This is a genomic window from Duganella sp. SG902 (assembly GCF_013376005.1).
Classification (GTDB): Bacteria; Pseudomonadota; Gammaproteobacteria; order Burkholderiales; family Burkholderiaceae_D; genus Rugamonas.
The window spans coordinates 471,011-484,528 of the sequence record NZ_JABMJK010000001.1 but is presented as its reverse complement, the minus strand read 5'-3'; the positions used below and the strand labels follow the sequence as shown (position 1 = coordinate 484,528).

Below are 13,518 nucleotides of genomic sequence, written 5' to 3'. Positions count from 1 at the left end.
GCAGTAGCACGCTATTTATCCGGGAAGCTGGCGATGATGGCGTCCGCCGCCGCCCGCACGCGGGCGCTGCGGCTTAAATCGGCGTGCATCACCAGCCATACGTCGTAGTGATCCACGCGCTCGGGCCAGATGCGCACCAGCCGCTTGTCGCCGTCCGCCATGTGGCAGGGCAGTTCGGCCACGCCCATGCCCAGTCGCGCCGCGTCGATCATGGCCAGGCCGCTGTTGACCTCCATCGCCACGCGCGCGTTGTGCACCGGCTCGTGGCAGATTTTCTCCTGATGGCGCGGCGCCACCGAAGCCTGATAGATCACGATGTCATGCCCCGCCAGGCCGTTGCCAGGTTGCGGCATGCCGCGCGCCTTCAGGTAGCCGGGCGTGGCGTAGAGCCCCATGCTGCGCTTGGTCAGGTGGCGCGAGATCAGGTCCGGACTGGTGGGCTTGAGCGTGCGCACCGCCAGGTCGGCCTCGCGCCGCGTCAGGCTGGTGATGGAGGTGCTGGTACTGAGTGCGATGCGGATGTCGGGATGCTGGACGTGCAGCCTTTGCATGGCGGCGATGACGAAGTGCGCGGCCATGGTGTCGGAGGTGGTCACCCGCACCACGCCGGACAGGCGGTTGTCGATGCCCTGCATCTCGCGCTGGAACTGCAGGGCCGCGTGCTCCATCTTTTCGGCGGCGCTGACGGCCAGTTCGCCGGCCGGCGTGGCCATGTAGCCCGATGGCGTGCGCAGGAACAGGCGCGCTCCAAGCGAGGTTTCCAGCGCGTTGAGGCGGCGGCCGACCGTGGCCTGGTCGATGTCGAGCAAGGCGGCGGCGGAGCGCAGCGTGCCTTTGCGGTAGATGGCAAGGAAGATGCGGGCGTTATCCCAATCCATGAGGGTCTCCAGCGTGATGCGTTTTTGCATCAGAGTGCTGATATTATGCGTATTTACTGCATCAGGCAAGCGGCCTAACATGTGAGCATGAATACTTCCACTACCGCCGCCGTGCCGGCACGGCACGTGCCTCCCTTGTTGATGCTGATGACGCTGGCCATCGGCTTTGTGATGGCGATGATCGATGTCACCGCCGTCAACACCGCGCTGTCCGACATCTCGGTCAGCCTGTCGGTGCCGCTCACCGGACTGGTTTGGGTGGTGGACGGCTATACGCTGACTTTCGCCGCCTTGCTGATGGCTGGCGGTGCGCTGGCGGACCGTTTTGGACCGAAGACGGTGTACCAGGGCGGCTTGAGCGTGTTCATTCTCGGTTCCGCGTTGTGCGCGCTGGCCCCCAGCGGCAATGCGCTGATCGCGGCGCGCTTGCTGCAAGGCGCCGGCGCGGCGCTGTTCATGCCGAGTTCCTTGAGTTTGCTGACGCATGCCTACGAGGACCAGGCCACGCGCGCGCGCATGCTGGGCACCTGGTCGGCCATCGTCGGCTGTTCGTCGGCGGCTGGTCCGCTGGTGGGTGGGGTGCTGGTGCACGAATTTGGCTGGCGCAGCGTATTCTGGGTGAATGTGCCTATCGGCCTGCTTGGCATCGTGCTGACCCAGGTGCTGGCTCCGGCCACCGCGCGGCACCAGCGCGCGCTGTCGATGCTGAGCCACGCTCTGGGCGTGGCGGCGCTGGCCGCCTTGAGCTTTGTGCTGATCGAAGGGCCGGTGCTGGGCTGGGCCTCGCCGGAAGTGCTGGCGGCCGGTGTGGCGGCGGTGATCACGGCGTCGCTGCTGGTGCGGCGCGAGCGCACCGGCTCCCAGCCCATGCTGCCCAAGGCCCTGTTTGAAACGCCGGCTTTTGCCGCGGCCAACGGCGTCGGCTTCCTGATTAACTTTGCCGTGTTCGGCCAGCTGTTTTTGCTGAGCCTCTTCATTCAGCAGGGCGGGGCGGATGCGCTGCACACGGGCGTCAAGCTGATACCGATGATGGCGGCTTTCGCGGTGGGTAACCTGACCTCGGGCCGCATCACGGCGCGTGTGGGCACCCGCCCGCCGATGCTGTATGGCTTGATGGTGGGGCTGGCGGTGGCGCTGCTGATGCTGGCCGGGCTGCACCCCGATACGCCGTACTGGCTGCTGGTGACGGCGGCGGTGGTGATGAATGTGGCGATCGGGATCGCGATCCCGGGCATGACGGCCACCGTGATGCTGGTGGCGGGCAAGGCCAACGCCAACAGCGCCGCCGCCGCGCTGAACGCCAATCGGCAGATCGGCGCCCTGGTCGGCGTGGCGATGATGGGGACTGTGATGCATGTCGCGCCGCAGTGGGCGCTGCGGCTGCCGTTGGCGTTCACGTTGATCGCGGCGGCATACGCGGGCGCTTTACTGCTGGTGTACCGCTACATCAAACTCGGAAAGCCGGTTTAAATACCGCGCTGCCCGCGCCACGCGATCATCTCGGCGATGGTCAGGATCGGCATCTGGTGCTGTTGCGCGAAGCGTTCGATGTCGGCGCCGCGCATCATGGTGCCGTCCGGGTTCATCAACTCGCACAAGACGGCCGACGGATTCAGGCCTGCCATCGTGGCCAGGTCCACCGAGCCCTCGGTGTGGCCCTTGCGCGCCAACACCCCGCCAGGCGTGGCGCGCAGCGGGAACACGTGGCCCGGATGCACCAGATCCGACGGCTTGGCGTCAGCCGCGATCGCGGCACGGATCGTGGTGACGCGGTCGGCCGCCGAAACGCCGGTGGTCACGCCTTCACGGGCCTCGATCGACACGGTGAACGGGGTGCCATAGCGGCTGCCGTTATTGGCCGCCATCATCGGCAGCTCCAGCGCGCGCACCTTGTCGGCGCTCAGGCACAGGCAAACGATGCCACTGCACTCGCGGATCATCATGGCCATGGTCTGGACGGTCATCTTTTCAGCGGCCACGATCAGGTCCGCTTCGTTCTCGCGGTCGAAATCATCGAGCAGGATGACCGGCACGCCGGCGCGCACGGCGTCCAGCGCGGCCTGGATACGGCCTTCCAGATCGTCCGATATCAGGGAATAAGGGGATACCGCGGATTGGTCTAACATGAGGAACGCTCCTTGAAAAAATAGGAACGCGACAGGGCAAGCGAATACGCGCAGCCGGCCGCGCCAAAAAATGGCGTGCAGGATGCGTAAACCGCACATCTTCTTTCATCCGGACTTTAACCGTCGGCCCTGGAATCGCACCAGATCTGCGCCTGAGCGCTCGCGGGCTTGGTTGTGTGACCTTACCGCCGGTGGGGAATTACACCCCGCCCCGAAGACGTTGTTGTTACCCGCCGGGCGGCGGGCTGCGAGGATTTTAGCCCAAATTAAGGATTTCGGTGTATGGTAGCTGTTCTCTAAAAAATCCAAGTATCTGGAGACGAAGTTGATTAACCTGCGTACCCTGTGCGGCGCTGTACTTCTGGCCTGCACTTTCCCGGCGCTCGCCGATGACCTCAAGCTCAGTGACAAAATCCCGGTTGGCCCGCAGGTAAAAGTTGGCAAATTAGCCAATGGATTGACGTACTACATCCAGAAAAACGGCCGTCCGGAGAAAAAACTGGAATTGCGGCTGGTGGTCAAGGCAGGTTCGATTCTGGAAGACGAGGACCAGCAGGGGCTGGCGCACTTCACGGAACACATGGCTTTCAACGGCTCCACACACTTCAAGCGCAACGAGCTGGTATCGTACCTGCAGTCGATAGGCGTGAAGTTCGGCGCCGACCTCAACGCCTATACCAGCTTCGACGAAACCGTCTACATCCTGCCGATACCGACCGACAAAAAGGAAATCGTCGAGCAGGGCTTCCAGGTGCTGGAAGACTGGGCGCATGGGCTGTCCTTCAACGACGCGGACATCGACAGCGAGCGCGGTATCATACTGGAAGAGCTGCGCCTGGGTAAAGGCGTGGATGACCGCATGAACAAGGTGGTGCTACCCAAGGTGCTGAACGGCTCGCGCTACGCCGAGCGCATGCCGATCGGTAAAGAGGACATCATCAAGAATTTCAAATACGACGCCATCAAACGCTTCTACCGCGACTGGTATCGGCCGGACCTGATGGCCGTGGTGGTGGTGGGCGATATCGAGCCGGCGCAGGCGCAGCAACTGATCGAGCAGCATTTCAGCAAACTGAAAAACCCGGCCAACCCGCGTCCGCGCGAGTATGTCGGTATCCCGGAGCGCCAGGATTCCGAAGGCATCGTCTTCACCGACAAGGAAGTCAGCGCCAATACGGTCTACATCCGCTACCCGATCCAATCGTGGCCGGCCGGTGAAACGATCGCGGATTACCGCCAGAAGCTGATCGAGGGGATGTACAGCTTTATCCTCAGCCAGCGCATGTACGAGTTGACTCAGCAAGCCAATCCGCCGTTCCTGCAAGGTGGAAGTGGGATGAACAAGATCGTGCGCGGTTACCGTTCCTTCGGCGCTGGCGCGGTGCTGGGCAAGGGCGGCGCCACGCCGGCCATCAACGCGCTGGTGCAGGAGGACCAGCGCGCGCGCCAGTACGGCTTCAGCGCGGCGGAGGTGGAGCGCGCCAAGAAGGGCATGCTGCGCAACTATGAGCGCATCTACAATGAGCGCGACAAGTCCGATTCATCGGGCTATGCGGCCGAATACATCCGCAACTTCCTGGAGCAGGAATCGATACCCGGCACGGCGGCCGAATACCGCTACGCGACCGAACTGATTCCGGGTATCACCGTGCAGGAGGTGAACGCCGCCGTGCGCGCCGTCATTCCGGACAACCAGAGCAAGCTGGTGATCTATACCGGCGTGGAGAAGCCGGGCGTGGCGCAACCGAAGGCGGACGAACTGGTGGCCACCGCCACCTCGGCCGAGAAGATCGCCGTCAAGCCGCTGGAGGACAAGGAGTATGCCTCGCAGCTGATGCCCAAGCCGCCCAAGGCCGGCAGCATCGTCAGCGAAAAGGTCAACGCCAGCATCGGCACCACGGAGCTCACGCTCAGCAACGGCGTGAAGGTGATGCTCAAGCCGACCGATTTCAATAACGACCAGGTGATCCTCGGCGGCTTGCGTTACGGCGGCTGGTCGCTGCTGCCGGACAGCGACGTCTTCGCCGCGCATTACGCCAGCAGCATCGTCGGCCAGATGGGCGTGTTGAACTACACGCCGAACGACCTGGTGAAAGTCCTGGCGGGGAAGAGCGTGAGCTCCAGCGCCAATGTCAGCTCGCTCAATGAGTCGGTGGGCGGCAGCTCGGGCAGCACGGACGTGGAGGCCATGCTGCAGCTGGTCTACCTGCAGATGACGCAGCCGCGCAAGGATGCCGCCATCTACACGGCCTACGTCGACCGCCAGCGCGAGCTGGCGCAGAATAATCTGGCGCGGCCGGAGTCGGTATTCCACGATACCGTCACCGCCACGCTGTACAACAACAGTCCGCGCGTGCTGCGCGCCGCCAAGCCGGCCGACTTCGACCAGCTGGCGCTGGATCGCGTGCTGGATATCTACAACAGCCGCATGTCGAGCGCGCGCGATTTCACCTTCTTCATCGTCGGCAGCTTCGACGTGGAGAAGATCAAGCCGCTGATCGCCACCTATCTGGCCAGCCTGCCGGTGGGCGAGATCCCGGTCGCCTTCAAGGACGAGGGCGTGCGGCCGATCAAGGGCGTGGTCAAGAAGGCAGTGCATGCGGGGACGGAGCCGAAGAGCACCATCTCGCTGTCCTTCACCGGCGAGGTGGAGTACTCGCGCGCCGCGCGCATGCGCTTGCAGGCGCTGGTGGAGGTCATGAATATCAAGTTGATCGAAACGCTGCGCGAGAAGATGGGGGCGATGTACAGCGGCGGCATGAGCGGTTCCATGAGCCGCATCCCTTACGGTAACTACACCATCAACGCCAGCCTGCCGTGCGCGCCCGAGAACGTGGACAAGGTGCTGGCCGCCACCTTCGCGGAAATCGACAAGATCAAGCAGGACGGCGTGGAGGAGGCGGACCTCAACAAGGTCAAGGCGGCATGGATCAAGAACTACCGCAAGGGCATGCGCGAGAACGGCTACTGGATGGCGTCCCTGCAGAACGCTTTCTTTAACAATACCAATCCAGAGGATATACTGACGTACGAGTCGCGCGTGAACGGTCTGACCGTGGCGGACCTGAAACAGGCCGCGCAGCGCTACTTCGACACCAGTAACTACCTGCAGGTGGTGCTGTACCCCGAGAAGTAAGGAGTCATCATGGCAAAGAAAAAGGAAGAGCTGGATCCGGAAACCCTGGAGCTGATCAACTGGTGTATCGAGGTGGAGGGCTTCCTGGTCAAGGGCGGCGCCACCCAGCAGCAGGCGCAGGAACACATAGAGGAACAGGTCGAGTGGTTCACCGACCAGTTCTACGAAGGGCTGACGCCGGAGGAGGCGGCGAAGGAGGCGTTGGCTTAATCGGCCTGTGCGTCGTGACAGACGACGCACAGCTTGTTCCCCTCCGGGTCGCGGAAGTAGGCGCCGTAGTAATTGGCGTGGTACTGCGGCCTCAGTCCCGGCGCGCCTTCGCAGACGCCGCCATGCTCGCGCGCCGCCGCGTAGGCGCGGTCCACCATCTCCCTCGACGTTGCCATCAGCGCCAGCATCTGGCCGTTGCCGCAGCTGGCCGGCTGGCCGTCATAGGGCGCGCCGATTACGAACAGCGGGCGCGGGCCTTCGGCCGGTTGCCATGCCGCCCACGGCCGGTGCGTGTCGACGAAGCGCTGGCGCGCGCCCAATTCCGCCATGACGGCGCTGTAGAACGGCAGCGCCTCCTCGAAGTTGTTAATCCCCACATATACGTGTGACAGCATTTGCTTCCTCCGGCGAGTGAGTATATCGTCAACATTGTGAGATATAGTGTACGCGGAGACGAGCAAAAATGGAAAAAAACACCATGGGACTGACACCGGGCATGGCGCCACCGCCGAGCCGCATCGCTGATTTGCCGGGCCCGAAGGCGCGTCCGCTGTTCGGCAATGTGCGCGAGATCCGCGCGCGGCCATTCCACCAGGTGCTGGAGAGCTGGGGCCGCGAGTACGGCCCGCTGTACCGTTTCCGCATCATGCGCAAGCAAATGCTGGCCACCTCCGACCGCGACCTGATCGCCGCCTTGTTGCGCGACCGGCCGGACATGATACGGCGCTCCAGCCGGTCGGCCGAGATGTTGAACGAGGTCGGCACGCGCGGCCTGTTCACCGCCGAGGGCGAAGACTGGCGCCGCCAGCGCAAGCTGGTGATGCGGGCGCTGACGCCGGAGGTCATCCACAGTTTCTTCCCCACGCTGGCGGCGATGACGGATCGCCTGCGCCAGCGCTGGGAGCGCGCGGTGGCCGCCGGCCAGCCGGTCGACCTGCTGCGCGATTTGAAAGCCTACACGCTGGACGTGACCATTGGCCTGGCGATGGGGCAGGACATCAACACGCTGGAGCTGGAGGAACATCCGCTGCAGCGTGACATCGAGTTCCTGTTCAAGCTGGTGGCGCGCCGCCTGACCACGCCGTTCACCTATTGGCGCGTGCCGGTGCTGAAGCGCGCGCAGGACCACGAGGCCACCGCCGCCGCCGCGCGCATCCAGACCGCGATCGCCGGCTTCGTCGCCGACGCGCGCCAGCGTATCGCGCGGAATCCGGCCTTGCGCCAGAAACCGACCAACATGCTGGAGGCGCTGATCGTGGCGCGCGACGAGCCGGATTCCGGCTTCACCGACGCCGAGGTAATCGGCAATGCCATCACCATGGTGTTCGCCGGCGAGGACACCACGTCCAACACCATGGGCTGGCTGCTGGAATTCCTGGGCGATCATCCGCAGGCCGCCGCGCGCATGGCGCAGGAGGCGCGCGAGGTGCTGGGTGAGCGCGCGGTGCTGGATGACTACCATTTGCTCGATCAGCTCAAATACATCGACGCCGCCACGCGCGAAGCCATGCGCCTCAAGCCGGTGGCGCCGTTCATGGCGGCTGAAACCAACCAGGACACGGTGCTGGGCGACTTGGCGGTGCCGGCGGGGACGGTGATCTTCATGCTGCTGCGTTACGCGTCCGAGCGGGCCGGCGACCTGGCGCAGCCGGAGCGCTTCCTGCCGGAGCGCTGGCTGGAAGGCGCCAACGGCCAAGGCGACGATCCGGGCCGCAAGCTGTTCCCGTTTGGCGGCGGGCCGCGCTTCTGCCCGGGGCGATACCTGGCCATGGCGGAGATCAAGATGGCGATGTCCATGCTGGCGCGGCACTTCACGCTGGAACGCGTGCCCGGCGCGCCAGCCGCGCGCGAGTGCTTCACCTTCACCATGACGCCGGACGCGCTGCCGGTGCGGCTGGTGCATAATCCATAAAAAACGGGGAGAGAGCCATGTTCAGGAAAATCGTTGTTGGTCTGTCGGTATTGATACTGATCGTGCTGGCGTTCGCGGCCGTGCAGCCGGCCACGTACAGCGTCACGCGCAGCGTGGCCATCAAGGCGCCTCCAGAGAAGATCCAGCCGCTGATCAGCGATTTTCATAACTGGGTGCAGTGGTCGCCGTGGGAGCATCTGGACCCGGCCATGAACCGTACTTTCAGCGGCGCGCCCAAGGATGTCGGCGCGGTCTATGCTTGGCAGGGTAACCGCCAGGTCGGCGCCGGCCGCATGGAGGTGATCAGCTTGACGCCTTCCAAGGTCGGCATCAAGCTGGACTTCTACGTGCCGGTGGAGTCGTCGTCGTTGACGGATTTTGTGCTGGAGCCGAAGGGCGATACCACGCAGGTCACCTGGACCATGTCCGGCAAGACCGACTTCGTGGCCAAGCTGATGGGCATTTTCGTCAGCATGGACAGCATGATCGGTCCGGCGTTTGAAAGCGGCCTGGCCAAGATGAAAACGGTGGCGGAAAAATAAACGGAGGTGTGCGATGCGGATGCTAGCGGTGGGTAGTTTGGCGTTGATGCTGTCGGCGGCTGCGCAAGGCGGGCCGCTGCGGCACGATCATCCCATCATAGGCACCTGGCGCATCACGCTGCCGGATGGTTCGTGCAGCGAGACCTACCGCATTCGTCCGGACGGCACCACGCTGGTGTTCAGCAAGGAGGAGGTGGCCGAGTCCAGCTTCACCATCAGCGACCAGCCGGACAAGGATGGTTTCTACAAGCAGACCGACACCATCACCAAGGACAACGGCAAGCGCGATTGCAGCAACCAGATCACCAAGCCGGGCAAGGCCATCACCAATTACCTGCAGTTCCACCCCAACGGCAATCTGTTCGTGATGTGCGCGGATCGCAGCCTCGAGCGCTGCATCGGCCCCTTCATCCGCGTGCGCGGACAATCGATCTAGCCGTTGCGGTAGGCGCCCGGGTTGACCCCGGACCATTCCTTGAAAGCGTGATTGAAGGCGCTTTGTTCCTGGTAGCCGAGCAGGAAGGCGATGTCGATCAGGCTTAGTTCCGGCCGCCGCAGATAATCCCTGGCCAGCGCAAAGCGGGCCTGGTCCAGCACCTGCTGGAAGGTGGCGCCGGCCTCGCTCAGCTTGCGCTGCAAGGTGCGTGGCGACAGTTTCAATTCATCGGCAATGGAAGCCAGCCGCACCTGGCCGTGCGCGAGGTTGGCGACAATCGCCGCGTGCACCTGCTGCGTGATGGCAGGCGGCTGGCTGGCGCCGCGCTGTCGCAGCAGTTGTTCGGCATGCTGCCGCAGCACGGGATAGAGGGTGACGTCCGCGTTCGGCACCGGCCAGGTGAGCATGGCGGCGTTGAAGCTGGCGACGTTGGCCTCGGCGCCGAAGACCGGCATGTCGCCCAGTACGCGCGCATATTCCTCGCGCAGTTCGGGCGGGCCGCCGTCGTGCGTCAGGCGTAGTTCGTTGGCGGGCAGGGCGATCCCGGCCAGCCAGTTGCTGAACACGCGGATGCCGGAGAACACGCTGTCCACCAGGTGGCGGTGTGCGCTGCTGTAGTTACTGTGCCAGCTGTAGCTGGCGACATCATCCTCGATCGTGATGCTGGAGCGGCCAAGATCGTGCGCCAGCTGCTCGTAGCGCATGGTTTGTTCAAATACCTGGCCGAAGTCCCGGCAGCTCAGCAAAATCAGGCCGTACACGGTGTAGGTGCCCAGTTTGACGCACTGGCCGACGTGCAGGCCGAAGTGCGGGTCGTCGGCCAGCGCCGCGCCGATGTCGAGCAGGCGCACGTAGTCGTCGGCTGGCAGGAATTCCGGCAGGGGCTCCAGTGTGCCGGCGGCCAGGCCGGCCGCTTGTTCCAGCGCTCGCGCGCTCACGCCGCGCTGGGCCGCAGCTTCCAGCAAGGGCTGCAAATACGAGCCGGCGACGCGGTTGGCATGATCGAACAAGGTGGCTGTCATGAATGCGCAATACCTGCGGGCGGCATTGTTTTAATCTCAAGTGGTGAATGCTCAGTATAACAAGCGCGCCATCATGGGGATAGCAAAACAATGAAACGCTGGAATGGTTGGGGGGATGAGTCGGTCGAGTTTGCGCTGGACGCGGAGGCGTTGGCGTTTCTGCGGCAGCGCATCGGCGCGGGGTGGCCGGTGGAGGACGCGGAGTTCGGGCGCGCTTGCGCGCAGGTCGCGGAGTCGCGCTTGCCGCCGCACCGGCTGATCGATACCTCGTCGGCGGTCCGCCTGCGCAACGCGCTGGGCCAGAGTTTGCCGGATTGGCTGCGTTTGCGTTACGGCGTGATCGGCCGCACGCCGGACGGCGTGGCGTATCCGGAAAGCGCGCAGGACGTGCGGGATCTGATCGAGTATGCGCAGCAGTGCGGCGTGGCGCTGATACCGCAGGGTGGCGGCACCAGCGTGGCCGGACACTTGACGGCGCCCGTCGGCGTGCCGGCGCTGGCGGTGAACATGACGCGCATGCGGCAGCTGCAGTATCTGGACACCGAGTCGCAGTTGGCGACATTTGGCGCCGGCGTGCTGGGGCCGGACCTTGAGGCGCAGTTGCGCGCGCGCGGTTACACGCTGGGGCACTTCCCGCAATCGTTTGAATACTCCACGCTGGGCGGATGGGTGGCGACGCGTTCGTCCGGGCAGCAATCCTTGCGCTACGGGCGGATCGAGCAGATGTTCCGTGGCGGCGTGGTGGAGACGCCATTGGGGACGCTGCATCTGCCGACTTTCCCGGCATCGGCGGCGGGACCGGATTTGCGCGAGATGGTATTGGGCTCCGAGGGCCGCATTGGCATTCTGACCGAAGCGACGGTGCGCGTGACGGCGGCGCCGGCGTACGAGGCGTTCCATGCGGTGTTCTTTCCCGACTGGCGCGCGGCGGAGACGGCAGTGCGGCAGATCGCGCAGGCTGGGTTGCCGTTGTCGATGCTGCGGCTCTCCAATGCGCTGGAGACCACCACCATGCTGGCGCTGGCGGGACATAAGAGATTGATCGCGCTGCTGGAGGGCTATCTGTCGCTGCGCGGCTGCGGGGATGGCAAGTGCATGCTGATGATCGGCGTGAGCGGGCGCAAGTCGCAGGCAAGGGCGGCGTTGCGCGAGGCCTTGTCACTGACCTTGCCGCATGGCGGTGTGCACGTGGGCCGGCACATGGGCGAGAAGTGGAAACGGAATCGCTTCCGCAATGTCTATCTGCGCAACGCCGCGTGGTCGCATGGTTATGCCATCGACACGGTGGAGACAGCGGTGGATTGGCCGCGCGTGGAGATCATGATGCGGGCGGTGGAGGCAGCCGCCACGGCGGCGCTGGGGCTGTTCGGAGAGAAGGTGCACACTTATACCCACTTGTCGCATCTGTATGCGCAGGGGGCCAGTGTCTATACGACGTTTGTGTATCGCCTGGCTGGCGACTACGAATCCGATCTGGCGCGCTGGAAGGCGTTGAAGAAGGCGGCCAGCATGGCGATTGTGGAGAATGGCGGCACGATCAGCCATCAGCATGGGGTTGGCGGCGATCATGCGACATATCTGGCGGCGGAGAAGGGGCGGCTCGGGATGTCGTCGTTGCGGGCACTGTTTGAGCATCTGGACCCGCAGGGGATCATGAATCCAGGGAAGCTGTTGCCATGAGCGGACGTGAATTGCCCGCCGGGCCATGGGATGTGGTGGTGGTTGGCGGCGGCATCACCGGGGCGGGGATTTTGCTGGAGGCGGCCCGGCGCGGCCTGCGCGCCTTGCTGGTCGAGCAGCGCGATTTTGCGTGGGGGACGTCGAGCCGGTCTTCGAAGCTGGTGCACGGCGGCCTGCGCTATCTGAAGGAGGGGCAGTTCGCGCTGACGCGCGAGTCCGTGCATGAACGCGAGCACTTGCTGCGCCAGGCGGCGGGCTTGGTGGAGCCGCAGAGCTTCGCCTTCGGTGACTATGCGGGGCGCAAGCCGGGCAAGCGCGCGTTTCTGGTCGGGCTGGCGATTTATGACCGCATGGCGCGGCAGCGCGCGCGGCATTATTTTGAGCGCGATGCGTTTCTGGCGCTGGCGCCGAATGTGGCCACGGACGGCTTGCAGGGCGGGATGGTCTACACCGATGCCAAGACCGACGATGCGCGGCTGGTGCTGCGCGTGCTGCAGGAGGCGCGCCGGCACGGCGGAATGGCGATCAACTACATGGCTGTTGAGTCGCTGCTGTGCGAGGGCGGGCAGGGCGGCGAGGTCTGTGGCGTCACGCTGCGCGATGGTTTGAGCGGCGCCCAGCACGAGGCGCGCGCGCGGCTGGTGATCAGCGCCACGGGGGCGTGGGCCGACCAGTTGCGTTCTTCGGACGGTGCGGGGGCGGCTGCGAGCCCCCGCTTGCGGCCTTTGCGGGGGAGCCATCTCATACTGCCGGCCTGGCGTTTGCCGCTGGCGCAGGCGATCAGTTTGATGCATCCTGCTGATGGCCGTCCGGTGTTCGCCTATCCGTGGGAGGGCGTCACGCTGGTTGGCACCACGGACGTCGATCATAACGACGACCTGTCGCGCGAAGCGGCCATCACACGCGCCGAATGCGATTACCTGATGGCCGCCTTGCAGGCCCAGTTCCCACAACTGAACCTGAGCGATGACGACATCATCGCCACCTACGCCGGCGTGCGTCCCGTCATCGACAGCGGCAAAGCCGATCCGTCGAAGGAAACGCGCGACCACGCGTTATGGCTGGAGCGCGGGCTGCTCACCGTCACCGGCGGCAAGCTGACCACCTTCCGCGTCATCGCGCTGGACGCGCTCAAGCTGGCCGCGACGCGGCTGCCCGAACTGCAAGGCAGATTGGCGCCGCAGCCGGTTTTCAGCGTCACCGCACCACTGCGCTACACGCCAGACCTGCCGCCCGGCCAGGCGCAGCGCCTGCAAGGCCGCTACGGCGCCTCGGCGCAGGCGTTGGTGGACGCGGCGCATGACGGCGAACTTGCCAACATCCCCGGCACGGAAACCATCTGGGCGCAACTGCGCTGGGCCGCGCGGCACGAGGACGTCTGCAAGCTGGAGGATCTGCTGCTGCGCCGCACGCGCATCGGCATCCAGTTGCGCGGCGGTGGTGTCGATATCCTGCCGCGCATCCGGGCCATCTGCCAGCCGGAGCTTGGCTGGGACGACGCGCGCTGGGACACGGAGCAAGACGCCTACCTCACCCTGTGGTCCACGCATTACAATCTACCAAAAAGATAAAGAGA

At 64.7% G+C, this 13,518-nt stretch carries 12 protein-coding genes and 1 riboswitch; of the genes, 8 read left to right on the top strand and 4 right to left on the bottom strand.

Going from position 1 to position 13,518, the window contains the following annotated elements; translation table 11 throughout:
- Window positions 1–11 precede the first annotated feature (11 nt).
- Entirely contained in the window at window positions 12–878 is an 867-nt protein-coding gene (locus FHW83_RS02115) for a LysR family transcriptional regulator (protein ID WP_176644965.1), read from the bottom strand.
- A gap of 87 nt (window positions 879–965) precedes the next feature.
- Between FHW83_RS02115 and FHW83_RS02110 the strand changes: the two genes are divergently transcribed.
- Window positions 966–2,348 carry an MFS transporter gene (locus tag FHW83_RS02110; RefSeq protein WP_176644691.1) on the top strand — a complete coding sequence of 461 codons (1,383 nt, stop codon included), beginning with the start codon at window positions 966–968 and terminating at the stop codon, window positions 2,346–2,348.
- Here the strand turns inward: FHW83_RS02110 and ribB are convergent.
- Window positions 2,345–3,004 carry a 3,4-dihydroxy-2-butanone-4-phosphate synthase gene (gene ribB, locus FHW83_RS02105; protein WP_176644690.1) on the bottom strand — a complete coding sequence of 220 codons (660 nt, stop codon included), beginning with the start codon at window positions 3,002–3,004 and terminating at the stop codon, window positions 2,345–2,347. The genes FHW83_RS02110 and ribB overlap by 4 nt on opposite strands.
- A 93-nt stretch (window positions 3,005–3,097) precedes the next feature.
- A riboswitch (FMN riboswitch) is annotated at window positions 3,098–3,227 on the bottom strand.
- Window positions 3,228–3,329: 102 nt separating this feature from the next.
- Between ribB and FHW83_RS02100 the strand changes: the two genes are divergently transcribed.
- Window positions 3,330–6,140: a pitrilysin family protein gene (locus FHW83_RS02100; protein ID WP_229223983.1), complete on the top strand. Its 2,811-nt coding sequence runs from the start codon at window positions 3,330–3,332 to the stop codon at window positions 6,138–6,140.
- A gap of 9 nt (window positions 6,141–6,149) precedes the next feature.
- A complete protein-coding gene (locus tag FHW83_RS02095; RefSeq protein ID WP_176644689.1) occupies window positions 6,150–6,350 on the top strand; it encodes a hypothetical protein in 201 nt (66 codons plus the stop codon).
- On the opposite strand, the gene FHW83_RS02090 is transcribed toward FHW83_RS02095, so the two are convergent.
- Window positions 6,347–6,745, bottom strand: a complete 399-nt coding sequence (locus tag FHW83_RS02090) for a VOC family protein (RefSeq protein WP_176644688.1) — start codon at window positions 6,743–6,745, stop codon at window positions 6,347–6,349. The genes FHW83_RS02095 and FHW83_RS02090 overlap by 4 nt on opposite strands.
- Window positions 6,746–6,813: 68 nt before the next feature.
- Here FHW83_RS02090 and FHW83_RS02085 point away from each other — a divergent pair, with 68 nt between their 5' ends.
- From FHW83_RS02085 to FHW83_RS02075, 3 genes are read left to right on the top strand one after another with little or no spacing between them, the layout of a single operon-like run.
- Window positions 6,814–8,262 carry a cytochrome P450 gene (locus FHW83_RS02085; RefSeq protein ID WP_229223982.1) on the top strand — a complete coding sequence of 483 codons (1,449 nt, stop codon included), beginning with the start codon at window positions 6,814–6,816 and terminating at the stop codon, window positions 8,260–8,262.
- 17 nt (window positions 8,263–8,279) lie between these two features.
- The gene (locus tag FHW83_RS02080; protein ID WP_176644687.1) at window positions 8,280–8,804 is read left to right on the top strand and encodes an SRPBCC family protein; all 525 of its coding nucleotides are present in this window, start codon (window positions 8,280–8,282) and stop codon (window positions 8,802–8,804) included.
- 13 nt (window positions 8,805–8,817) lie between these two features.
- Window positions 8,818–9,240: a hypothetical protein gene (locus FHW83_RS02075; RefSeq protein WP_229223981.1), complete on the top strand. Its 423-nt coding sequence runs from the start codon at window positions 8,818–8,820 to the stop codon at window positions 9,238–9,240.
- Here FHW83_RS02075 and FHW83_RS02070 read toward each other — a convergent pair.
- Window positions 9,237–10,262 carry an AraC family transcriptional regulator gene (locus tag FHW83_RS02070; protein ID WP_176644686.1) on the bottom strand — a complete coding sequence of 342 codons (1,026 nt, stop codon included), beginning with the start codon at window positions 10,260–10,262 and terminating at the stop codon, window positions 9,237–9,239. The genes FHW83_RS02075 and FHW83_RS02070 overlap by 4 nt on opposite strands.
- Window positions 10,263–10,352: 90 nt before the next feature.
- On the opposite strand from FHW83_RS02070, the gene FHW83_RS02065 reads away from it, so the two are divergent.
- Both FHW83_RS02065 and FHW83_RS02060 read left to right on the top strand, forming a co-directional pair.
- On the top strand, window positions 10,353–11,942 hold the full coding sequence (locus tag FHW83_RS02065; RefSeq protein ID WP_176644685.1) for an FAD-binding oxidoreductase: 1,590 nt from the start codon (window positions 10,353–10,355) through the stop codon (window positions 11,940–11,942).
- Complete coding sequence (locus FHW83_RS02060) at window positions 11,939–13,513, top strand: glycerol-3-phosphate dehydrogenase/oxidase (RefSeq protein WP_176644684.1); 1,575 nt, start codon at window positions 11,939–11,941, stop codon at window positions 13,511–13,513. Before FHW83_RS02065 ends, FHW83_RS02060 begins: the two co-directional genes overlap by 4 nt.
- The last annotated feature ends 5 nt before the right edge of the window (window positions 13,514–13,518 follow it).